This is a genomic window from Pontibacter kalidii, from assembly GCF_026278245.1.
In the GTDB taxonomy this organism is placed as follows: Bacteria; Bacteroidota; Bacteroidia; order Cytophagales; family Hymenobacteraceae; genus Pontibacter; species Pontibacter kalidii.
Window position 1 is genome coordinate 4391867 of the sequence record NZ_CP111079.1, and the last position, 22860, is coordinate 4414726.

Annotated in this window: 18 protein-coding genes; 7 read left to right on the plus strand and 11 right to left on the minus strand. The window is 54.3% G+C overall.

The annotated features are described in order from the left end of the window. Positions 1 to 84: 84 nt before the first annotated feature. On the plus strand, positions 85 to 2316 hold the full coding sequence (locus tag OH144_RS18460; RefSeq protein WP_266203750.1) for a S9 family peptidase: 2232 nt from the start codon (positions 85 to 87) through the stop codon (positions 2314 to 2316). 49 nt (positions 2317 to 2365) lie between these two features. On the opposite strand, the gene OH144_RS18465 is transcribed toward OH144_RS18460, so the two are convergent. The 5 genes from OH144_RS18465 to OH144_RS18485 all read right to left on the minus strand — a co-directional run bounded on the left by OH144_RS18465 (position 2366) and on the right by OH144_RS18485 (position 7871). Beyond that, positions 2366 to 3235 (minus strand): RelA/SpoT domain-containing protein, encoded by an 870-nt coding sequence (locus tag OH144_RS18465; protein WP_266203751.1) that lies wholly within the window; start codon positions 3233 to 3235, stop codon positions 2366 to 2368. Between the two features lie 81 nt (positions 3236 to 3316). Beyond that, positions 3317 to 4588: a chloride channel protein gene (locus tag OH144_RS18470; RefSeq protein WP_266203752.1), complete on the minus strand. Its 1272-nt coding sequence runs from the start codon at positions 4586 to 4588 to the stop codon at positions 3317 to 3319. Between the two features lie 376 nt (positions 4589 to 4964). Continuing rightward, the gene (locus OH144_RS18475) at positions 4965 to 5507 is read right to left on the minus strand and encodes a hypothetical protein (RefSeq protein ID WP_266203753.1); all 543 of its coding nucleotides are present in this window, start codon (positions 5505 to 5507) and stop codon (positions 4965 to 4967) included. A gap of 2 nt (positions 5508 to 5509) precedes the next feature. Then, positions 5510 to 6955, minus strand: coding sequence for an aldehyde dehydrogenase (locus OH144_RS18480; protein ID WP_266203754.1), 1446 nt, complete (start codon positions 6953 to 6955; stop codon positions 5510 to 5512). Positions 6956 to 7082: 127 nt separating this feature from the next. Then, on the minus strand, positions 7083 to 7871 hold the full coding sequence (locus OH144_RS18485; RefSeq protein ID WP_266203755.1) for an SDR family oxidoreductase: 789 nt from the start codon (positions 7869 to 7871) through the stop codon (positions 7083 to 7085). 111 nt (positions 7872 to 7982) lie between these two features. Here OH144_RS18485 and OH144_RS18490 point away from each other — a divergent pair, with 111 nt between their 5' ends. The 4 genes from OH144_RS18490 (at position 7983) to OH144_RS18505 (ending at position 12572) form a co-directional block, all read left to right on the plus strand. Then, the gene (locus OH144_RS18490) at positions 7983 to 8522 is read left to right on the plus strand and encodes a 3-hydroxyanthranilate 3,4-dioxygenase (protein ID WP_266203756.1); all 540 of its coding nucleotides are present in this window, start codon (positions 7983 to 7985) and stop codon (positions 8520 to 8522) included. A 3-nt stretch (positions 8523 to 8525) separates the two neighbouring features. Continuing rightward, positions 8526 to 9074: a GNAT family N-acetyltransferase gene (locus OH144_RS18495; RefSeq protein ID WP_266203757.1), complete on the plus strand. Its 549-nt coding sequence runs from the start codon at positions 8526 to 8528 to the stop codon at positions 9072 to 9074. Between the two features lie 101 nt (positions 9075 to 9175). Continuing rightward, entirely contained in the window at positions 9176 to 10264 is a 1089-nt protein-coding gene (locus OH144_RS18500) for an amidohydrolase family protein (RefSeq protein WP_266203758.1), read from the plus strand. 742 nt (positions 10265 to 11006) lie between these two features. Continuing rightward, complete coding sequence (locus OH144_RS18505; protein ID WP_266203759.1) at positions 11007 to 12572, plus strand: hypothetical protein; 1566 nt, start codon at positions 11007 to 11009, stop codon at positions 12570 to 12572. A gap of 77 nt (positions 12573 to 12649) precedes the next feature. Here OH144_RS18505 and OH144_RS18510 read toward each other — a convergent pair whose 3' ends face one another. Continuing rightward, complete coding sequence (locus OH144_RS18510; RefSeq protein WP_266203760.1) at positions 12650 to 13150, minus strand: DUF4168 domain-containing protein; 501 nt, start codon at positions 13148 to 13150, stop codon at positions 12650 to 12652. 84 nt (positions 13151 to 13234) lie between these two features. Between OH144_RS18510 and OH144_RS18515 the strand changes: the two genes are divergently transcribed. Further along, a complete protein-coding gene (locus tag OH144_RS18515) occupies positions 13235 to 13378 on the plus strand; it encodes a hypothetical protein (protein ID WP_266203761.1) in 144 nt (47 codons plus the stop codon). 59 nt (positions 13379 to 13437) lie between these two features. Here the strand turns inward: OH144_RS18515 and OH144_RS18520 are convergent, their stop codons facing one another. The 3 genes from OH144_RS18520 to OH144_RS18530 all read right to left on the minus strand — a co-directional run bounded on the left by OH144_RS18520 (position 13438) and on the right by OH144_RS18530 (position 16801). Continuing rightward, complete coding sequence (locus OH144_RS18520; protein WP_266203762.1) at positions 13438 to 14829, minus strand: FAD-dependent oxidoreductase; 1392 nt, start codon at positions 14827 to 14829, stop codon at positions 13438 to 13440. A 66-nt stretch (positions 14830 to 14895) separates the two neighbouring features. Next, the gene (locus OH144_RS18525; RefSeq protein ID WP_266203763.1) at positions 14896 to 15495 is read right to left on the minus strand and encodes an alpha-ketoglutarate-dependent dioxygenase AlkB family protein; all 600 of its coding nucleotides are present in this window, start codon (positions 15493 to 15495) and stop codon (positions 14896 to 14898) included. Between the two features lie 28 nt (positions 15496 to 15523). Continuing rightward, entirely contained in the window at positions 15524 to 16801 is a 1278-nt protein-coding gene (locus OH144_RS18530) for a cation:proton antiporter (RefSeq protein WP_266203764.1), read from the minus strand. 145 nt (positions 16802 to 16946) lie between these two features. Here OH144_RS18530 and OH144_RS18535 point away from each other — a divergent pair, with 145 nt between their 5' ends. Then, the gene (locus OH144_RS18535; RefSeq protein WP_266203765.1) at positions 16947 to 18353 is read left to right on the plus strand and encodes an alanine/glycine:cation symporter family protein; all 1407 of its coding nucleotides are present in this window, start codon (positions 16947 to 16949) and stop codon (positions 18351 to 18353) included. 299 nt (positions 18354 to 18652) lie between these two features. Here OH144_RS18535 and OH144_RS18540 read toward each other — a convergent pair whose 3' ends face one another. Both OH144_RS18540 and OH144_RS18545 read right to left on the minus strand, forming a co-directional pair. After that, the gene (locus OH144_RS18540) at positions 18653 to 19600 is read right to left on the minus strand and encodes a mechanosensitive ion channel family protein (protein ID WP_266203766.1); all 948 of its coding nucleotides are present in this window, start codon (positions 19598 to 19600) and stop codon (positions 18653 to 18655) included. A gap of 68 nt (positions 19601 to 19668) precedes the next feature. Then, positions 19669 to 21921 carry a cation:proton antiporter gene (locus tag OH144_RS18545; RefSeq protein ID WP_266203767.1) on the minus strand — a complete coding sequence of 751 codons (2253 nt, stop codon included), beginning with the start codon at positions 21919 to 21921 and terminating at the stop codon, positions 19669 to 19671. Between the last annotated feature and the right edge of the window lie 939 nt (positions 21922 to 22860).

Genomic DNA, 22860 nt, shown 5'->3' on the forward strand with positions numbered 1-22860 from the left:
AGGTACGGTTTTGGCTGTAGAAGCATGGCTAAACCATATAAATCTCCTAACTTAGAGGGGCTAAACTATAACTAAACCTTAAACATGCATATCAGACTTAGAACAAACCTTTTGGCTGCCGTGCTTCTGTGTTTTGCCTTCGTGGCGCAGGCGCAGCAGAAAAAAGACATTACCCTGGAAGATATCTACCAGAATGGTACTTTTCGCGCCAAATCGGTGTACGGGGTAAACTGGATGAACGACGGCCGCTACTACAGCTCGCAGGTGGCCGACGAGAAAAACAAAGTATACGACATCGTAAAGTATGACGTGACCACCGGCCAGCCGGTAAGCACCATCATAGAAGGCGAGAACCTGGTGCCGCAGGGCAGCAACCAGCCGATCCAGTACGATGGCTATACCTTCTCCTCGGATGAGCAGAAGGTGCTGTTCTCTACCGAAACCGAGCAGATCTACCGCCGCTCTTCCAAGGCTGAGTTCTACATCTACGACATCGCCTCCAAGAAACTGACCAAGCTGAGTGACGGCGGCAAGCAGATGTATGCCACCTTCTCGCCGGACGCCAAGCGCGTGGCCTTTGCCCGCGAAAACAACATGTTCGTGACGGACCTGAGCAACATGCAGGAGACGCAGATCACCACAGACGGCAAGTTTAACTCTATCATCCATGGCTATGCGGATTGGGTGTACGAGGAGGAGTTCTCTTTCGCGCAGGGCTTCCACTGGTCGCCGGACGGCAAGAAGATCGCTTTCTACACATTTGATGAGACGAATGTGCCGGAGTTTAACATGCAGATGTGGGGCGAGCTGTACCCGCAGGATAACAAGTTCAAGTATCCGAAAGCAGGAGAGGCCAACTCAAAAGTAACCGTATCGGTGTACGATGTGAACAACGGCAAAACCGTGAAGATGGACACCGGCAAAGAGGATGACATCTACATCCCGCGCATCAAATGGACAAACGACGCTAACCTGCTGTCTATCCAGAAAATGAACCGCCTGCAGAACACGCTGGAGATCCTGCACGCCAACGCCACAACCGGTAAGGCCGACGTGGTGCTGAAGGAGACGGACAAGGCCTACATTGACGTAACCGACGACCTGACCTACCTGAAGGATGGCAAGCACTTTATCCATAGTTCAGAGGTAGAAGGTTTTAACCACCTGTACCTGTACAGAATGAACGGCAAACTGGTGCGCCAGATCACGAACGGCAACTGGGAGGTGAGCCAGTTTGTGGGCTACGATGAGAAAAATGACCGCCTGTACTACATGTCTACGGAGGTGTCGCCGCTGGAGCGCCACCTGTACAGCATCAGCAGCAAAGGCAAAAGTAAGAAGCGCCTGACTGATAAAGCCGGTACGCACCGCGTGAACATGAGCAACGACTTTACCTACTACCTGGATTACTACTCTGCCGCCAACCAGGTGCCAACCGTGAGCCTGCATACAGCCAAAGACGGTAAGCTGATAAAAGTGCTGGAGGATAACGCTACCTTGAAAAACAAACTGGCGCAGTACGACATTGCAAAGCAGGAGTTCTTCCAGATGAAGACGGCTGACGGTACGCAACTGAACGGCTGGATGATCAAGCCAAATGATTTTGACCCGAACAAGAAGTACCCGGTGCTGATGTTCGTGTACGGCGGCCCGGGCTCGCAGACGGTAACTAATAGCTGGGGCGGCACCAACTACCTGTGGTACCAGGTGCTGGCCGATAAAGGTATGATTGTGGTGAGTGTGGACAACCGCGGCACCGGTGCCCGCGGCGCAGAGTTTAAGAAATCGACTTACGCCAACCTGGGTAAGTATGAGATCGAAGATCAAATTGAAGCAGCTAAGTGGCTGGGCAACCAGTCGTACGTAGACAAAAACCGCATCGGCATCTGGGGCCACAGCTTTGGGGGCTACATGACGCTGTTGGGCCTGACGAAAGGCGATGGCGTGTTCCGTGCCGGTATCTCTGTTGCACCGGTTACAAGCTGGAGGTTCTACGATACGATCTACACAGAGCGCTTCCTGAAAACACCGCAGGAGAATGCCGCCGGCTACGACGACAACTCACCGCTGCACTTCGCCGACCAGCTGCAGGGCGACCTGCTGCTGATCCATGGAACCGGCGACGATAACGTGCACTTCCAGAACGCGGTGGCAATGCAGGATGCCCTGATCAGCGCCAACAAGCAGTTCGAGAGCTTCTACTACCCGAACCGTAACCACGGCGTGGGGGGAGGCGTTACGTCCATTCACCGCTTTAAAATGATGACCAACTTCCTGGAACGCAAGCTGATCAACCCGACAGAGGTGAACCAGTAAGCAAGTATAAAACCAAGTATAAAGGCCTGCCGGAAACGGTGGGCCTTTTTTATTTGCCTTCGGTAAGCGTTGCCAGGCAGGCGTAGAGGTACTGCTTTTCCTGCTCATCCACAGGCAGGGCCTCAATGTGGCCGCGTAGCCTGGAGGCAGACACCTCAGGCGCTGCAGGAGAACTCTGCTTGTACTTTTGCAGCTCATTGGCGAGCGCCTGTATCTGGGTAGCCACTACATCGGCGTTAGAGGTGAGCTGGTTCAGGATGGCGAGCAGCCTGTTCAGCAGTTCATTGGGCTCATGGTCGGGGTAGCGGATGCAGTGGTCTATCTCGCTCCATCCTTCCTCAAATAAAGTTTTTACCTGTACCTCCACCAGGTATTGCTGCCGGTTGGGTTTGATTCTGAGGATGTAGTGCTGCGCCCTGTAGCCTTTGTCTTTCACCAGCACTTTATACTTATCTGCGGCAAATTGCCTGGCTTCTGCAGAGTGGCTGCTACTTACATAGGCATAAGGGGCCCGCTTCAGCTCCCAGTGCTGTTGTATGTAATGGCCTATGGCGTGGCAGTCTCTCTTGTTCAGGTGAAGAATACGTACGCCTACCAGGTCATTTATAAATGAGAGGTAGTTTTGAGAGGTTAAGTGGCGGTTGGGATACTCCTTCTTTTTCCGGATGATTTTCTTGAGCAAGTGCAGCGGCTCCTTTACACGGTAGCACACGGCATGCGCGCTTCTTAGCTGTTTCAGGGCCCTCGACAGAAACAGGCCGATATCTTCCAGCTCATCCAGCCGCGGGGAGTAATCGTTGTAAATGTCGGCTAGTTCCTGTGCCTCCAGCCCCTGTGCACGCAGCTCCTCCTGGCTTACCTTGAGCAAGGAAAGTATAAAAGGCACAGTGGCTTTCTGGATATGGTTAGCTGGGCACATGGCGTTAGGGCATTTACACACTCCCCCTCACAGAGTATAGCCGGTTTTCTGCGAAATGTTGCGGCCAGGCTAAAGTATACTTTATTCCTTCAGGCCCAGCTGCGCGTTTATCAGCGGTGTTTTGGGTGCCAGGAAAAAGCCTGTGAGGCTGGCAAACATAATGGGTATAAAGTGGTGAAAGCCCGTGAGTGTGGCCAAGAGCACAATGGTGCTGATAGGTGTGCGCGTAACACAGGCGTTAATGGCGGCCATGCAGCTGACAAGTATAAGCGGCAGGTTCTGACCCGGAAACAGGTTGTTGATGATCAGGCCCACGGTAGCGCCCACAAAAAACAACGGAATGATGAAGCCGCCGCGCCAGCCGGAGGTAACGGTAAAGGCAATCGCCAGGATTTTGGCCACCAGAAGTATGAGCAGGAACTCCAGTGTAAACGGCTCCTCCAGCAGTAGGTTCAGTTCGTCGTGACTGAAGTAGCGGGAGAGGGGCACGTAGTAAGCGATGGTGCCAATCAAAATTCCGCCCACCATCATCTTGATGTAAATCGGGACATTAAACTTTTTAAACATGCTTCTGCTCCAGCGCACCGTGAAGATAAACAGCCAGCCCGCCGCCGTACCCGCCAGGGCGTAGAGCATGGCGTAGAAGAAGTCGGTGAGCTCGGGGGTGGCGTATACCGGGAAATTCCAGGTGGGACCGATGCCGATGTGCGTGATCAGGATAAAGATAACGTAGCTGGAGCAACTGGCCACAAAGGCCGGGATCAGGGCCTGGTAATACTCTACCACGTGCTTGTGATGCAGGATTTCAAGGGCGAACAGTGTGCCGCCCAGCGGGGCACCGAACAGGGCCGTAAAGGCAGCGGCCATACCGGCAATGGTTAAAGAGCGCAGGTCCTCGCCGCGTATCTTCAGCTTTTTGGCTATCCAGGTGCCCGTGGAGCCTACTACCTGCACCAGCGGCGCTTCCGGTCCGGCACTGCCGCCACTGGCAATGCACAGCCACGACGACAGGATCATGGACGGGTTGTTCTTCGGCTCCAGATGCCCGCCTTTAAAGCGGATGTTGTTCACGATGAGGTCCATCTCGCCCGGGTCTCCTAGCCTGTGGATGATGATCCCCGCCAGCAAGCCGGCCGCCGCCATCAGTGGGATAACCCACAGCCCCTGAATCGGAGCCAGGAGATGAAGAAAGCTTTCCAGCACGGTCCAGTATAGGCCGGCAATTACGCCGCCCACGATGCCAATGGCCACCCACAGCAAAAAGATCTTGCTGAACACAAATGGGTTGAACTGCAAAGGATAGTTTATCTGGTTACGTAGCGTAACGGCCAGTCGTCTTCTCTTAAAGTCCATGGGGCAAAAGTACGGATAAATGTAGGAGGGGGTAAAGGGGAAAGTATAAAGTGCCGTTTCTTTGGCGAGGAAATGAGGGATTTAGTTTGACAACCGGTTTGTAACCAGCGAAAGTATACTTCTGGAATTTGCCAGTTGCAAACTGGCCTTATGCAAGCCACAAGTTGCGCTGGCGCTAAACTTGCGGCATGGAGCGGGGGGGGGGGTAGAAGGGAAGACTAGCCTCTGCTGGCGGCGCGGCAGTTAGCAGTTGGGGCGCGGCTATGGAGAGGTATTTATACTTTTGATCATTCTGAAAGAACTCTGATGGAAGGGAGGGGAGCATTACAACTTGCAAACAGAATCCTTACAGGATGACATAGAAAGGCGTTGGTTGCTACATCTTAAAAGCAGGCAACTTCAGTTTAGCAATTTCCCTTAACTCCGCAAGAGCAGGTGCGCCTATTTCCTTTGCCGAGAATGACCAGGCCAAGTACGGGTGCTCCTGGAGTAGGTAAACCGTGTCCTCCTCTTCTAAATAAGCTCTGAAGTCGCTCCACTTAACGGTAGTGGTTTCCTGTCCACGTGCTACACTCACTCTTTCCGTTGAGAAGCTGAGGTGCATCTCAGAAGGGCTTTCTGGCAAACTGTTTTTTGCGAGCTGCTTAAGGACGCCCGTTCGCCTCTTGTGTGTTTTCCATTTTAAGTAAAGCAGATAAAACCCGAAACAAACCCACCAAAACGGGAGCGCAAAAACTCCTGCTGCACCAAAGTCGCTTTCCGAGAAAAAGAAGAGCAGGAGGGAGACCAGCGTTAATACCAAGAATAGAACGGCTCTTCTAAGGTTCCGCTTTCTTCTCGCAGAAACGACAACACTGTCTATAAAAAGAAGCTGCCTGTATGTCTCTTCAAAAGTAGTATGTATAGGCACAGACTCCATGCCTACAACTTCACACAAACATTCTGCGGCTCGGTAAAGAAGCGCAGCGCCTCAAAACCGCCCTCGCGGCCCACGCCGGAATTCTTCATGCCGCCGAAGGGGGTGCGCAGGTCGCGCAGGAGCCAGGTGTTGATCCAGATAATGCCGGCGTGTACCTGGTGCGCCACGCGGTGTGCCCGCTGCAAATTGCTTGTCCAGATGGTAGCGGAGAGGCCGTAGTCGGTGCAGTTGGCGTATTGGATCACCTCTTCCTCGGTATCAAAAGGGGTGAGGGTAACTACCGGTCCAAAGATCTCCTCGGTGTTGGTGCGGCAGTTGTAAGGCAGGCCTTCAATAATAGTTGGGGCGATAAACCAACCGTTGCTGCAGCGCCCTTCTACCTGCACCTGGTGCCCACCGGTCAGGATGGTGCCGCCTTCCTGCTGAGCCAGCTCAATGTAAGAAAGTACCTTTTGCATGTGCTGCTCCGATACCACAGCGCCCAGTTTGGTGCCTTCTTCCATGGGGTCGCCTACTCGCATGGCTTTCACTTTCTCCACAAAGGTATCCCGGAACTGCTCGTACAGCGGGCGCTCGATAAAAATACGGGAACCACACAGGCAGATCTGCCCCTGGTTGGCAAAGGAGGAGTGGATGGAAGTATGGAGGGCATTGTTAAAGTCGCAGTCGGCAAAAATGATGTTCGGGTTCTTGCCGCCCAGCTCCAGCGAGAGTTTCTTGAACATAGGCGCCGCTGTGGCTGCAATGGTTCGGCCGGTGGCAGTGCCGCCAGTAAAGGAGATCACCGGAACTTTAGGATGTGCCGTGATGGCAGCGCCCACCTTCTGCCCATAGCCATGCACAATGTTGAGCACACCGGGCGGCAAGCCCGCCGCTATACAGATCTCCGAGAGCAGGTACGCCGTTAGGGGTGTTACTTCGGATGGTTTGGCTACCACACAGTTGCCCGCAGCCAGGGCAGGAGCAATCTTCCAGGTAAACAAGTATAAGGGCAGGTTCCAGGGCGAGATGCAGCCTGCCACGCCATGGGGGTGGCGCACGGTGTAGTTAATGGCCTCGGTGCCTTCCATGAAATGCGCCTCCGTGGCGAAATGCTGAATGGCCGTACCGTAAAAACGCATGTTGCTGCTGGCCCGCGGTATATCCACTGCCTTCGCCAGTTTCAAAGGTTTGCCGTTGTCCACAGATTCTGCCTCGGCCAGCCGATCCAGGTTTTGGTCTATCAGGTCAGCGATCTTCATCAGCAAACGGCCACGTTTTTCGGCTGGCGTGTTAGCCCATGCCGGGAAAGCCGCCAGTGCCGCCTGCACCGCCTGCTCCACGTCCAGCTCATCAGAGTCCGGTATAAGCGAATATACCTGGCCGGTTGCCGGGTTATAGTTGTCGATGTACTGACCTGCCACCGGTGCCACCAACTGGCCGTTTATGTAGTTCTGAATCTGCTGCATTTTACCTCCCCCTGCCCCCTCCTAAAAACAGGTGGGGGTGTCTTTAAGAGCCATTTTTTAATTAGCTTATACTACCTATTTACTGAAACACCCTCCCCTGTTTTTAGGGGAGGGTTGGGGAGGGGTATTACAAACACCCTGTTCTACCCCCATCCACCGGCACGTTAATGCCATTGATGTAGGCAGCGGCAGGTGTAGCCAGAAACGCAGCGGCAGCGGCTACTTCCTCAGGTTCAGCAAAGCGACGGGCAGGTATTTCCTGCATCATCTCTTCCTCCACAGCATCCACAGCCGCATCGGTTTTCTTTGCTTTGTTTTCGATGATGGACTCCAGGCGGCCGGTGCGGGTGGCGCCGGGCAGCACGTTGTTTACCGTGATGCCGAATGGGCCCAGCTCGTTGGCCATGGTTTTAGCCCAACTGGCCACCGCGCCACGAATGGTGTTCGAAACCCCCAATCCCTGTAGCGGCTGCTTCACCGAGGTGCTGATCACGTTGATGATGCGGCCATACTTTGCCTCCTTCATATGCGGAATCACGGCTTTGGCCAGCAGGTGGTTCGCGATCAGGTGCTGGTTAAAGGCAGCGGTAAACTCGTCGGTGATGGCCTCGGTAATCGGTCCGCCCGCCGGACCGCCGGTGTTGTTTACCAGGATGTGCACCTCAGGTTGGTCGTTGAGGTAGGCCTGCACGCGTATGTTCAGGTCGTAAGGGTCCGCAAAATCGGCGGTGATGTAGTCGTGCTGCTGCCCTTGCTGTGTGTCCAGTTCCTGGGCTACCTGCTGTAGTTTGTCCTCATGGCGGGCTATGAGCGTTACGCTTGCCCCCAGTTGTGCCAGTTCTATAGCTATTGCTTTGCCAATGCCCTGTGTGCTGCCACACACCAGGGCACGTTTGTTCTTCAGGTTTAAGTCCATAGGATAAATGTACGTAAATCTATACGAAGTAGCATAGCTATACTTATCCCGCAGCTATCATGTTTGCCGGAAAATGCGTACTTTCAAAATGTAAACCTCAAAATCAAAACTATGGCCATAACGAGACCTTTCAATTTTAAGAAGTGGATTGATGAGCACCGCCACCTGCTAAAGCCCCCGGTAGGCAACCAGCAAGTGTTTAAGGATAACGACGACTTTATCGTGATGGTGGTGGGCGGCCCCAACGCCCGCAAGGATTATCATTACGACGAGGGCGAGGAGTTTTTCTACCAACTGGAAGGCGATATCGTGCTCAAGATCATAGAGGATGGCAAGCCGGTGGATATCCCGATAAAGGAAGGCGAGATTTTCCTGCTGCCGCCGCGCGTGCCGCACTCGCCGCAGCGCCCGGCCAACACGGTGGGCCTGGTGATGGAGCGTTACCGCAAGCCCGGCGAGCAAGACGGCTTCCTGTGGTTCTGCGAGAACTGCGGCAACAAGCTGTATGAGGAGTACGCCGACGTAAGCGATATTGTAGGGCAACTGCCGGTTATCATGAGCCACTTCTGGGACAGCATGGAGCACCGCACCTGCAACAACTGCGGCACCGTGATGGAGCCGCCTGCCAAACCAGTTGAGGCTGCTAAATAACATATGCATCACCCTGAGCTGTTCTCCAGCCGCCTTCGGCTTCGCCTGATACAGCCTTCAGATGCAGACTTTATACTTCGGGGACTGTCCGACAGGCGGGTGACGCAGTACTACGCGGTGCACTACAATACGCTGGAGGAAGTAGAGCAGGAGCAAATGCCGTTTTACCAGAGCCTGCTGCAGAGCGGCACAGGCGCCTGGTGGACCTTCTCTTTAAAGGAGGATGATACGCTGCTAGGGGCCTGTGGCCTGAATAACCTGGAGGAGGTGCACCGGAAAGGCCAGATTGGTTTCTGGCTGCTGCCGGAGCATTGGGGCAATGGCTATATTCCGGAGGCTGCCGAAGCTGTTCTGAAGTATGGTTTTGCACAGCTGGACCTCAACCGCATCGAAGCCATTGTGGAAGGCGGCAATAACCAGTCAGCGAAAGTGCTGCAAAAGCTGGGCTTTACCTGTGAGGGCAGGCTGCGCGAGCGCGAGATCAAAAACGGCCGCTTCATCGATCTGCTATACTTTGGCCTGCTCCGCAAAGACAGGCAACAGCAAGTATAAGCTTTCGCGCCGTAGGTGCGTAAAAAGTATAAAATGATTATCTTGTTGGATTGCCCGACAGAGTCATACACCGTATAGCCGCATTTTCGTTCGTTTTTACCATGCAAGAGAAGAAGCCCATACTTACTGCTGATAACCTGCTGAAGATCGACATCCATACGCATATCCTGCCCGCTACCTGGCCAAACCTGCGCGAGCGATATGGCTATGGCGGCTTTGTACGGCTGGAGCACCACAAGCCCTGCTGCGCCCGCATGATGATGGACGACAAGTTCTTCCGCGAGATACAGGATAACTGCTGGGACCCCAGGGTGCGCATGCACGAGTGCAGCCGCCATCGGGTAGGGGTGCAGGTGTTGAGCACGGTGCCGGTCATGTTTAACTATTGGGCAAGGCCGGAGCACACGTACGATCTCTCGCAGATTCTGAATGACCACATTGCCGGTATTGTAGCTGATTACCCCGACCGCTTCATAGGCTTGGGCACCATCCCGATGCAGGACACCGACCTGGCTATAAAGGAGCTGGAGCGCTGCGTAAAGGAGCTGGGCATGCCAGGCATTCAGATCGGCACGAACATAAACGGCTGTAACCTCGACGAGCCGAAGCTTTTTCCTGTTTTTGAGGCGGCCGAGGAGTTGGGAGCGGCCATTTTTGTTCACCCCTGGGACATGCTGGGCAAAGACCGTACGGGCAAGTACTGGATGCCCTGGCTGGTCGGCATGCCCGCCGAGACAACGGTGGCTATCTGCTCTATGATCTTCGGAGGCGTGTTCGAGCGCCTGCCGAAGTTGCGTGTGGCCTTCGCGCATGGCGGCGGCTCTTTTCCGGCAACCATCGGTCGCATTGCCCACGGCTTCGAGGTGCGCCCCGATCTGTGTGCTGTGGATAACAACGTAAATCCTCGCGAGTACCTCGGCAAGTTCTACCTAGATTCACTGGTGCACGACCCGCTGATGCTGGAGTACCTTGTAAACCTTGTTGGTGCGGATAAAATAGCCCTCGGCACCGACTACCCTTTTCCGTTGGGCGAGCTGGAGCCCGGCAAGCTCATCGAATCCATGCCGTACGACCTGGCTACCAAAGAACGTATGCTCAGCGGCACTGCCCTAGAGTGGCTAAACCTGGAGCGCGAGCAGTTTGTAAAGAGCAGCGCTGCAGTGGGCCTGCCAAAGGATCAGAAAGTATAATCTGCCAGAGTCAGGAATTGAGGGCTACGTGTCGTGCCCAACCACCTCTAGCTCCATTTCTCCCCTCCCCAACCCTCCCCTAAAAACAGGGGAGGGAGCCTGTAATTACTTTTGCCAAAGTATAAATTCCATAGCTGCTGCCTTCGCGCGGACAGGTCGCGACCTGTCCCTACAAGTATAAACCCACCCCTAGCCGCTCCCAAGAGGGAAATTTTCAGCAGACGATTACATCCCCTTGCCCCCTTCGAAGGGGGACTTATACTTGTTCCATAGCAATGGCAGCAGCTATCGAACTTGATCCCAGTCTTTGGGTTGAGCGCCTATGCGAGTTTTTCCGGTGATGAGCGCAAGCGAGGCAGCCCGAGGTACGAGGGCAGGAAAAGCTCCCAGCGCGATGCCCGAGGACGAGCCCTCTCGGGCTGGAGAGCAGAAAGGATACTATGGAACAAGTTGGTTGTAAAGCCGTGGATGAACGGGAGCTAGAAAGGATAGCTCGTGTCAAGTTGCGGGAAGCAGCGGCTGTGGAAGTGTAAACGCTACAGAAGATAGCAACCAGCAAGTATAGCCAAGGCAAGCCCGAGCATAAGATGAGCAGCAGCTACGGCACCAGAAAGCAGCTACCACCCTAAACCAAGATCAAACCATCAGAAGAAACTACAGATTCTATTGTTTTGCCTGTTAAATTTTATACTTTGGCTAAATATTTGCTCGTTCTTAAAGTATACAATTCAACCTTTTATCTATGCGTAACTTACTCTTTAGCTTACTCTTTGTGGGGGCTTTTGCCACGGCTGCACATGCCCAGAAAGAGTTTGCCCATATAGAATTACCCATGAACCGCGCAGAGGATCTCGTGTCCGTGGCAGATGACGAGGGCAACGTGGTGGTATACTTTTACCAGGGCGGAAACCTGAACTTCGCAATGATCTCACCCACGGGGGAGAAGCTGGCGCAGCACGAGATTCCGTACCGGCACTCCAAAGACCCGCAGGTGATGGGCACCCGCGTAACAGCGGATGAATTCATTTTCTACAGCCGCTATACCAATGGCCGTCGCGAATATGTGCGCCCGTTCGCCATTAGCCGCCATACCGGTGCTTTCCGCAGCATACAGGATGTGCAGCTGAAGCTGGAGCGCAATGTCACGTTTGTGGGCGGTTTCGGGGATGAGGACCATTTCTACATGCTCTACACCGACAAAGACAGCAACCTGCACCTGTACCGCGACTCGGACGACAACGTAGCTACGATGGATTACAAGCTGTTTAAGGCAGAGCAGATGCCCCGCACCCGCGACCGCTACGCCCGCGAGTCGGGCATGATCTACGTGCACCCGGACCTGGAGCGAAATGTGTTCACGGGCCACCACCGCAGCAAGATCTACTCGCGCGGCGATAAACTGCACATGATCTTCGACGGATACTCGCTGCGGGGCAAACCATCTAAAGAAACCACCACCGAGATCCTGACGCTGGACTGGAATACCGGAAAGTCCGAGTACCGCACACTACCGGTTATAGAGCAGCGCAACGAGCCCAGCTTTAACTCTTTCCTGCACCAGGATAAGCTTTTCAGGGTGAACCTGGAGAAAGACAAACTGAAGCTGACGGCCTACGACTTTAACACGCTGCAACCCCTGAAAGAGTATACTTTCACGGATAAGGAGCAACTGGCGCTGGCCTCTACGCCGGTGTACCAGCGCGGTGCAGGCGGTTTGTTCTCGTCTGGGTATGAGGTGATAGAGAAGGAGGACAAGGTGATGAAGAACCTGGCCAGCGGCGTGCCTGCCATCACGGTGGATACCTACAGCGACAGCACCTTGCAGCTTACCATCGGCTCCTACAAAGCGCCAACAGAGCGCAGCAACCGCAACGACCGCAGCCGCATGGTGCGTACCCCGGACCGTTACGTGCGCACATCGCGCGGGCTGATGCTGATCCCCGGCCGCTGGACACCGGCTTACAACATCCCGACCTATTACCTGAACTCACCCTACTACAGCCGCTATTTCTACGACCCATGGGGGCAGGGCGGCAACATGCCAACAGGCCCGGGGGTTAGCACCTACTTCCACTCCGTGCTGGACGCCAACAGCCTGGCAAAGGTAGAGCAGGAGGGCGATGTGGAGGTGCTGCAGGAGCGCGTGGAGGAGTATGAGCGCAGCCTTAAACCGGAGCCTGAGTTTCAGACGATCTACCGCTACGGCGACAAACTACACTACGGCTACTACGACCGCAAGGCACGTACATTCCGGATCGTGGAGTTTGCCCATGGCCAGGAGCCAGCTCAGCAGCCTGCACAGGAATAATCAGACCATAGTTTTGTGTATAAAAATGGCCGCCAGTGTTTGCTGGCGGCCATTTTTTATAGGTGTCAGGAATAAAACTAGTTCTGCTTCTCCTGCATCAGTTGGTCTACGCGCTGCTGCACGGCTTGGTCCTGGCGGTAGGCAAGCATGATCTGCTCAAACTTCTCCAGCGTCATGCCCTCCTGCTGTATGGCTGCTTCCAAGTCTTTCTGAAGGGCTGGCTGCATCTCCATCATGCGCTGCGCCGCATTGTTAAAGGCTGCCATCTCTTCCGGGGTTGCCTCCACCTCGCTTAGCTTTTGCTGCTGGTGCGCCTGTGCCATCTGGTTAAACTTGTCCACGCTCAACTTCTCTTCCTCCAGAATGCCCATCATGGCTTTTTCGCCTTCCTGCTGCACAGTCATCAGGCGGGCGCTGGCATCGGCAAACTGCTGCAGGTCCGCGTCGGAGAAGTTCTGTGGCTGGGCCTGCTGGGTTGGCGGAGCGGTTTGTTGTGCCATAGCGGCAGGTGCTGCCAGTGCAGCACCACATATAAGCGCGGCAAAGGCTGCGCCTTTAAGGTTTTGCTTAAGATTCATAAAGTGGGGGATTTGTTTTAAGGTGTGAAAAGAAGGTTCAGAGCCAACTATAGCGTTGGGCTCAGGGATTTATACATACGAAGTGTGGAAATTGTTGTGCGGCCGCAGGCAAGTATAGCCCAGGCTTCTGAGCAGCAGGATACAGCCAAGCAACGGGAACGGCTACTGCACACACATATGGCCTCGGGTTTACACCGGGAGGGGCAGGAGTTATACTTCTGCTCTTAAAACAAAAGAGACGCTATGTCTTGCGTCTCTACCGGTTCGTCGATCTACAAAGGCGGTGGTTATGCTTCTGCCGCAGCGTTGTACTTCTTTAGCCTCTCTTTCTGGACGAGTTGCTTCTCCAGCAGCTTCTGAACTTCGGGCTTGTCGTAATCCTCTATACGCTGAATGTGCTTCATCACCTTCTTCATAATCTTGTCCTGCTGCTGACCCGTCTCCAAGGCGTAGGAGTAGGGCAGGTCGGTGAAGGTAACCATGGAGTAGAGCGGGATCCACTTATCCGGGTATTGTGCGGAGATTTTGCCCTCGATCTTTTTGCGTAGCAGGAAGCGCGGATCAGCCACCTTGTCGCGCATTTCGATAAAATTCATTACGGCCAGGTCGGCGATGGCGTCGGCGTTAGGTTTGCGGCGGCGCTCGAAAGCCCTGAAAAGTGCGTCCCAGTCATCCCCCTCAAAGCCGTGCAGCATCTGGTCCAGTACCGTGATGTCCTCGAAGCCGGCATTCATCCCTTGCCCGTAGAAAGGCACCACCGCATGGCTGGCATCCCCAATCAGCAGCGATTTACCCTCGTAGCTCCAGGGAAAGCATTTAACCGTAATCAGCGAGCCGATGGGGTTTGTGAAATAATCCTGCGTCAGGGTAGGCATCAGCGGCACCGCATCCGGGAACACCTCCTGGAAGAAAGCCAGCAGGTCACTCTCATTTTTGATGGCGGCAAAAGACTGCTCGCCTTCATAGGGGAAGAACAAGGTGCAGGTAAAGCTGCCGTCTATGTTGGGCAGGGCGATCATCATGTACTTGCCCCGTGGCCAGATGTGCAGGGCATTCTTCTCGATGGCCCAGCCACCATCGGCAGCAGGTGGAATGGAAAGCTCCTTATAGCCATACTCCAGGTAGCTCTGCTCATAGTTAAAACGCTCTGTCTTCTGCATGGCGCCACGCACCACGGAGAAAGCCCCATCCGCCCCAAAGAGCAAGTCCGGCTGCACCGTCTCGACCTCGCCTGTTTCCAGGTTGCGCAACTGCACCTCGTTGGTGCGCAGGTTCACGTCCATGGCCTGGCGGCTGAAGTGGTAGGTGATGTCGGGGTTCGGCTCCGAGAGGTTCATCAGTGCTGCGTTCAGCCCGCTTCTAGACACCGAGTAAATGGACTGCCCTTCTTTGCCATACGGCTGGAAGGTAAGGGTGCCCTGCTCGTCGTGCATCATGCGGCCGTGCATGGGTATGGCCACCTGGCGCACGTCCTCCTCTATGCCTATGCCTCGTAAAGCGCGCCAGCCGCGGTCGCTGAGGGCGAGGTTAATGGAACGGCCGCCATCCACTATGTTCTTACGCAGGTCAGGGCGGCGCTCGTACAGGTCTACCTTGTGGCCGCGTTTGGCCAGGTACAGAGACAGCAGCGAGCCGACCAAACCAGCTCCCATAATGGCGATGTTCTTTTTCTCGGTCATAGTATATCGGGGCAGAGCCTCTTGGTACTGTAAAATAACGGTTTCTGGACCGTATTGGCAAGTGTGCTAGCCTTTCACGCAGCGGAACGTGAGGTTGATGCGAGGTTGTACGGCTTTGGCCGTTTTAGGGACGTGGTGGAGCCAACGGTGCTGCGTAGGCCCCTGCATAAGCAGCAAACTGCCGTGAGAAAGTATAAGCGGAACGGGCTTTAGGTCTTTGCGGGTGCGGTGCCTGAAGGCGAAGCGGCGCTCGCCGCCAAAACTCAGACTGGCGATACTTGGTTGCTGCCCTAACTCCGGCTCGTTGTCTGCGTGCCAGCCCATACTATCCTGGCCGGTGCGGTAGAGGTTGAGCAACACACTATTATACTTCTGGCCACAGGCCTGCTCCACCTTTCCGCGTAGTTCCTGCAGCACCGGCAGCCACGGCTGCGGCTTGTTTTGCAGCCCCGAGTAAGTGTAAGCCTTATCGCCATACCAGGCCGTGAGGCGGGGCATGGGCAGCTGGCGGCCGAACATTTTTATACTTTCCTGCTGCCAGTTTACTTCCTGCAGCAGGCGCTCAAAGTATACATCGTTTTCCGGGGCAGGTATAAAAGCCGCGGTAAAGTATACTTCGGCATCGGGAAGGGGCAGCTGTTGCCATTGCTCGTTGCTATAGTTCATACATACAGTATAAAGTTCGGTGCTTGCTTTAAAAGATTTCATCGGGGGTTTGGTCGGAATCCAGCACCGGGCGGCCGCTCTTTTTGCGCTCCCGGTCCAGCATCTGGATGGCTTTTGTGGCTGTTAAACCGTGTAATACAATCGACACCATAACGATAAATGCTACGATCGACCACAGCTCGTTAGCCTCGGGCAAATCTACTTTATTCAATGCAAAGGAAAGGTAAAAGAAGGAGCCGATACCCCGAATGCCAAAAAAGCTCACGGCAAGCCTCTCTTTTGTTGTGGAGAGAGTGCCCAGCATACTCGGGAAAGCAGTGGCGGGCCTGATAACGAACAGCAGGGCAAGCCCGATAAGTGCTCCCTTCCAGGTGAGGTAGTCGAGGATGCCGGTTACAAGGCTTCCCCCAAACAGGATTAACAGGACCACCATGATGATGCGTTCGACCTGATTTACAAAATCATGCATCTGCTGGTGGTACTCATGCTCTTCCTCTATGCTGCTCATGGTAAGGGCCGCCGCAAAAACGGCGATAAAGCCATACCCGTGCAGCATTTCCGTAATGCCGTAGGTAACCAATGTGGCGGAGAGGGCAAGGAAGCCGTGCTGTGCCCTCGGGAAATTTGTCTTTTCAGGCATCCTAAAGATCAGGTAAGCCAGCCCACGCCCGATCAGGTAGCCGGTGCCTGCCCCCACTACCACCCGGTAGAGGAGGTCGCGCAGCAGCCAGTCGGTAAACCAGCCGCCGCCTTCCTGTGCCGCGAGGGCCAGCACCACTGCCAGCCAGGTGAAGGGAAACGCAGAGCCGTCGTTTAGGCCGGCTTCTGCCGTTAGCGAGAACCGTACCACATCCTCCTCCGGGTCATTCGGAGGGCCCACCTGTACCTGTTCTGCCAGCACAGGGTCGGTAGGCGCCAGTGCCGCACCCAGCAGTACGGCACCTGCCACCGAAAAGCCCATTATACTCCAGCCCAGCAGGGCTATGGCGGCAATGCACAGCAACATCGTAATACTTACCAGGCGCAATGGAATCCGCCACCGCTTTAAGCCAAACTTCCGCCGGATTTTAAGCCCGGTTCCCATCAGCGAAATAATGACGCTAAGCTCAGTGAGCCGCACCACATGGTCTTCCCGCCAGAGCGGATCGGGGGTAGGCAAGCCCAGTGGCAGCAGGTACAGCAGCACCCCCAGGAGCAGAAACACGACCGGGTAGGAGATAAACGTTTTCTCCAGAATCGTCGGAATCCAGGTCATAGCAAGAGCTGCCACCCCAATTACTGTCATGGCCACTATGTAATCATCCATAAGAAATGGTATCTTTTAAGGCTGTGCCCGTCCTCTGGTACAGTAGTTTGCCTGCTGAGGTTATCTTGTTTCAGCCTAAAGTATAAGTTGCAGCGGTATTTGATTCTGCCGTAAAATTTGTATTTTGAAATCTAAACTATATCCTTTGGAAGCATTAGAAGAATTTTTAGTAGCGTTTAGCGATGCTGCATGGGGAATGCCGCTGCTTATCCTGCTAATGGGTGGCGGGTTTTATTTTATGATTTATTCCGGCTTCCTGCCGTTCCGCTACTTGGGCCATGCCGTTAACGTGATCCGGGGCAAATACGATGACCCGAACGATCCAGGCGACATCAGCCATTTCGAGGCCCTTTCGAGTGCGCTGGCAGCCACGGTGGGCATGGGTAACATCAGCGGTGTGGCCGTGGCCATCGCCATTGGCGGCCCCGGTGTATTGTTCTGGATGTGGGTGAGCGCCTTTGTGGGCATGGCTACTAAGTTCTTTACCTGCTCTTTGTCTATCATGTACCGTGGCCGCGACAGCTACGGGCATATAGAGGGCGGCCCGATGTATGTGGTGCTCCATGGGCTAGGGCGCAAGTGGAAGCCGCTGGCTGTGTTCTTTTCCGTTGCCGGCCTGTTTGGCACGCTCCCTGTCTTCACCAGCAATCAGCTGACGCAGGTTATCCGCGAGGTAGTATTAATACCCAATGGCATTGCCACTACCAACACCTTTGCCTGGAACCTGGGTATAGGCGTGGCGCTGGTGATCATCACCTCGCTGGTGATTTTTGGAGGTATAAAGCGTATTGGCCATGTGGCCGGCAAAATGGTGCCTAGTATGGTGGTGTTGTACATGCTGGCAGTGCTTTATATCATGGCCATGAACTATGCCAGTATACCTGGCGCTTTCGGGTTGATATTTGAAGATGCGTTTACGGCTAACTCCGTGTTGGGAGGGGCGGTTGGAGCCATTATTATTGCCGGGGCGCGGCGAGCCTCTTTCTCTAACGAAGCGGGCATCGGCACAGCCGACATGATGCACGGCGCCGCCAAAACCGATGAGCCTATTCGGGAGGGGCTGGTTGCCATGCTGGGGCCGCTCATCGATACCATTGTGGTCTGTACCCTAACCGGCCTTGCCATTATCGTTACAGGCACGTGGCAGGACCCTGATAAAAACGGCGTGGGCATAACAGTGCACGCCTTCGACACTGCCATGCCCACCGTTGGCTCGTACGTGTTAGTAGTGTGTGTGCTGATATTCGCGTTCACCTCGCTGTTCTCCTACTCCTACTATGGCACCAAGTGTTTCAGCTTTCTTTTCGGAGCAAAGTATAAGCACTATTACAATTACTTCTACGTAATCACCATCATTTTCGGGGCTACAGCCTCCATCACGGCTGTACTGGCGCTGATCGACGGGATGTACGCCATGATGGCTATCCCGACCATGACTTCAGGCTTGTTGCTGTCGCCCAGGGTAATGGCCGCTGCCAAAGATTACTTTAAAAGGATGCGTGAGTTCAGGGAAGAGGCAAAATTGAAGGAGGTCAGGGAGGTAAAGAGTTAGAGAGCCTGGCTGCTTTAGGCGGAGTATATTTCCATGTCCGGTTGATAGTATACAAGCTTCAGGCACAGGCCAGAGCTATTCCCAAAGTATAGTATTATCTACATTTAAATTGGTTGTGCGTACCCAAGTGCCCTCGCTCGCCTCTGGCGAGCGCGCGTCATCGGTGGCGTCCCGCCATCTGCGCTCCGAGGCACAAACGAATACGGCCAGCCTTCGCCAGACAGCACACGCGCCGGAGGCGAGCGGAGGCCATTTTACGTATTTGTGATTGGGCAATAGTATACATCTCTTGCCACACCTTACCTCCGTCTTTTCTCTGGCGCCTCCACTTGCTGGGCCTCCGCTTCGTCTTGCTGGCTTTCCATGGTGCTGTAAAAACGGGTGGTAGGGTAGGCGAACCGGATGTCAGGGGTACTCAGGAACTGTGTCAGCACTTCTTCCCAGATGCTGTTCTCACTCTCGCGGCGCGCATTCAGACCGCACAGGTAGCGGGCGGTAAGCTGAATCCCGTTCTCGCGCACTTTGGTGAATACCCTTGGGGCAAAGCTTTTATAGAAGATAAGATGCTGCTGCGCCTCGGCCCTAACCAGGTTCTCTGCAGCCTCACTTAGCTTCTCGCAGTTTCTGCTGGCTATTTCCTCCAGTATAGTCTTGGCTTTCTGCCAATTGCTCTCAAAGGTGATGCGCAGCTGCACCTCATGCCATATAAAAGGAAAGCCGTAGTTGTAGTTGGTCTGCGGCTGCGTGAATACCTGGCCGTTGGGCACATGCACCACACGACCGGTGGCCTGCTCTGAGTCTACCCACTCGCCCAGTTCATTCAGCGTGAACTGGAAGAAGGCAATATCGATCACATCACCGGTGTACGGGCCGATCTTGATCCGGTCGCCTACCTTGAAGGGACGTTTCCAGATGAGGAACACCCAGCCCATGATGTTGAGGATGGGGTCGCGGAGCACCACCACCAGGCCTACCGAGAAGATACCCAGGAACGTGGTGATAGAGCTGAACCCGTCGAACCAGATGTTGGCCAGAAAGATGATCCCCAGCCCCGTTACCACGTAGTTGGTCGTTTTCCTCCACTGATATAATTTGCGGGAGTCGGTCTGCTGCCGCGACGCCAGCCGCAGCAGCAGCCTGCTTATGATCCATAGTCCCAGCAAAGCCAGCAGCGACATGAAAATGTTCTCCTGTATCTCAGCAGACAGGTTCAGGTTTTCCTCAATCCAGTGCTCAACTTTTCGCATGCAGCTTCAACTTTAAAGCAATATCGTTAATATGGCAGCTTTAGGCAAACGGGCTTTCAGCAGCAGTGTTATACTTGGGTTGCCTCTTGTTTGGCGCCCTCCAACTGTTTTATACGCCACGGGCTACCCACAATCCACAGGATGTCGCCCTCCTCCAGCACCAGTTCCGAGTCTGGGTTCAGCATGCGCTCCCCGTTCTTTTCTATCCCCACAATAAGGCCTTTCGTTCTCTCCCGCACGCCAGACTGGCGCACAGTTTTGTGAAGCAACGTAGAGTCCGCCGACACGACCAGCATTTGAAGCTCGATGTCTTCTTTCCCGGCCTCGCCATTTGGGGCGGTCGTCCCCGTCTCTGTTTCGATAAACTGCTTAAAGGCCCCGATCTGCTCATCCGTCCCAAAGATATAGATCCTATCGCCGGGGAAGATCCTTTCGTGCCGGGTGGGCGCCATGATCGTGCGGTCGCCGCGCTCTATCACAGCCACGTTGACACCATAAAGCTCCCTTATTTGCAGCTCAAGCATACTTTTGCCCACCACCACAGACTCCGGCGACACATCAAAGCTGGTGAGGTGGGCGTCCCAGGGCACCAGCGTGTGGCTCATTTTGCTGGCGGCACTGATCTCCCGGGCATTCAGGTTAGACATGAAGCGGTCCTCTATCCTGATGTAGAAATCCTGTATCTTTTTGGAGAAAATGACCAGTAGGCCAATGATAAACAAACCAACGATAATGGCCACCTGCACCGATAGTACCCGGTTTAACAGGAAGCCGATAAAAAGTATGGCGATGCCTATTCTGGTAAACTCCATCACAATGATAAGGCTACGGTAATTTTTATTGGCCCAGATACGCCCCTGCGCCTCTTTCTGCGGATGATGCACGGCCAGCGCCCAAAGGAACGGTGCCATGAAAAGCAGGGTAATGGCCGTTGTTACAATGCCGCCCCACGCGCCGTTAATCACACTTTCGGTAATGAATGGGTACAGAAACTCACCGGCCAGCAGCACTATGGCAATCAGGATGACAGAGTAAACCACCAGGTTGATGCCGTATGACCGGAGCACCAGCTTCCAGTCACTGGTCGTGCTGATGGTCTGGGCACCGGAGCTGTACTCGTTCAACGAAGAAATCCACCTGGAGGGCAGCATACGCTCCACCGACCTGTAGAGCGGCTCCGACAGCTTGATCATGTATGGCGTCGTGAACGTGGTGATGGCCGAAACGGCCACTGCTACAGGGTATAGGAAGTCGCTGGTCACGTTCAGGGTAAGGCCCAGGGTGGCGATGATGAAGGAGAACTCCCCGATCTGCGACACGCTCATACCTGACTGAATGGATGTCTTGAGCCCCTGCCCCGCTATGAGGCCGCCCGCCGTGATACTTACCATTTTGCCGACAAGTGTTACCACGGTGATAAGTGCGATGGGACCGGCATACTCCACAATCATGGCTGGGTTGATCAGGATGCCTACCGACACGAAGAAGATAGCGCCGAAAAGGTCTTTAACGGAGGTGACAAGGTGCTCAATCTTCTCGGCCTTGGTCGTCTCAGCCAGGATAGAGCCCATGATGAACGCGCCCAGCGCCGGCGAGAAGCCTACTTGCGCCGCCAGTATCACCATCAGGAAACAAAGGGCGATGGAGACGATCAGAAGCGTCTCGTCGTTCATGAGCTTACTTGCCTTCTTGAGCAAAGTAGGTATCAGGAATATACCTGCCAGGAACCACACCACCAGGAAGAAGGCCAGCTTGAGCACGGCCGAGAGCATTTCGGCGCCGGCAAACTGCTGGCTCACGGCTAGGGTGGAGAGCAGCACCATCAGGAGTATGGCCACGAGGTCTTCCACGATCAGCACCCCGAACACCAGCCCGGCGAAGCGGTGGGACTTCACGCCCAGTTCCTCAAAGGCCCGGATAATGATGGTGGTGGAGGAGATGGACAGGATACCGCCCAGAAAAACACTGTCCATCGTGGACCAGCCCAGGAGCTTGCCCGTGAGGTAGCCCAACAGCAGCATAACCACGACCTCGAGGCCCGCCATGATGGAGGACGCGCCACCTACTTTCACCAGCTTCTTAAAACTGAACTCCAGCCCCAGGCTGAAAAGCAGGAAGATAACGCCTATTTCGGCCCATACATTGATGTTTTCTATCTCAACGATTGTCGGGAACAGGTTAATGTGCGGGCCTACCAGCAAGCCCGCGATAATGTAGCCCAGTACCAGGGGTTGCTTCAGCTTCTTGAAAAGAAGTGTCATGATGCCAGCTGCACCAAGAATCAGCCCGAGGTCCATGACCAGATTGGGGAGGTGTGTCATATGAAATAAATATCTTTCTTAAGAAATGGATTAAAGTATACTGCAACAGCAAGTATGGAGCGTGCACCTAATACAAGCATGTACACTGTGTAACGTAGTTAAATACCTGCCCGGAACTTCTGAAAGCTCGAAAGCATACGTGCGTTTACTGAGTTTTAGCGGTTGTGCATATGCCTCATAGCACCTCCTGTTGATTTTCCGGGTAACTCTCCACGCCTTCTGTAACAGCAGAAAGCAAGAGAGGCAGGTGTAGCAGCATGCCTCACGAAAACCCAGCCTTTCTTGCCTCTGCACCACAAAAGGCCCCATTTGGGGAGAATACCTCTAATATAAACGCTGGTAAAGAAAGGTTGAAAAGTTTTTCGCAGAATTAGCCGTAAACCTACCCTCGTTTCTGGCTGGTGGAGCCACCCTCTTTCAGCGCCTCCGGGAGAGGGGCCTTCAACGGATTGGCAGAAATAATGCTAACGCATGCTACCCTAAAACCAGCTCTGGCGGATATCACGATGAAAAAGATATCCCGAAGCGGGTAAGTGCCCTTCTGTTTGTAAAGCTGCTCAAACGTATCATGCTCTAAGGGGCGTTGGGTAATATTGTAATTGGGAGGGTTTGCGCCAGCAACTCAGCTCCGGCCGAATGTGGCGCACATGCTGCCAGAAGTTTGTTGGCGGGGGGAGCAAGGGTGAAAAGCCACGGCAAGCATCGGATGGAATGTTGCGGGCTCAGCACGATAGGAGGCGCCATTCTGGCATCCTGAAGTACCTGTACGGCCTGTTGCTCTACAGCGGCATTGTCTGGCTCGCCAGCTGCCTGAAGCAAACCAGGGGCTACCTTTGATATGGCCCCTTTCACAAGGAAGCTGTACACCGCTTGCTCGTGGCCGGGCAAGGTAATGGCCCAAAGCAGCATCACCCACATAAGGAGATACCTAAAAAAGTG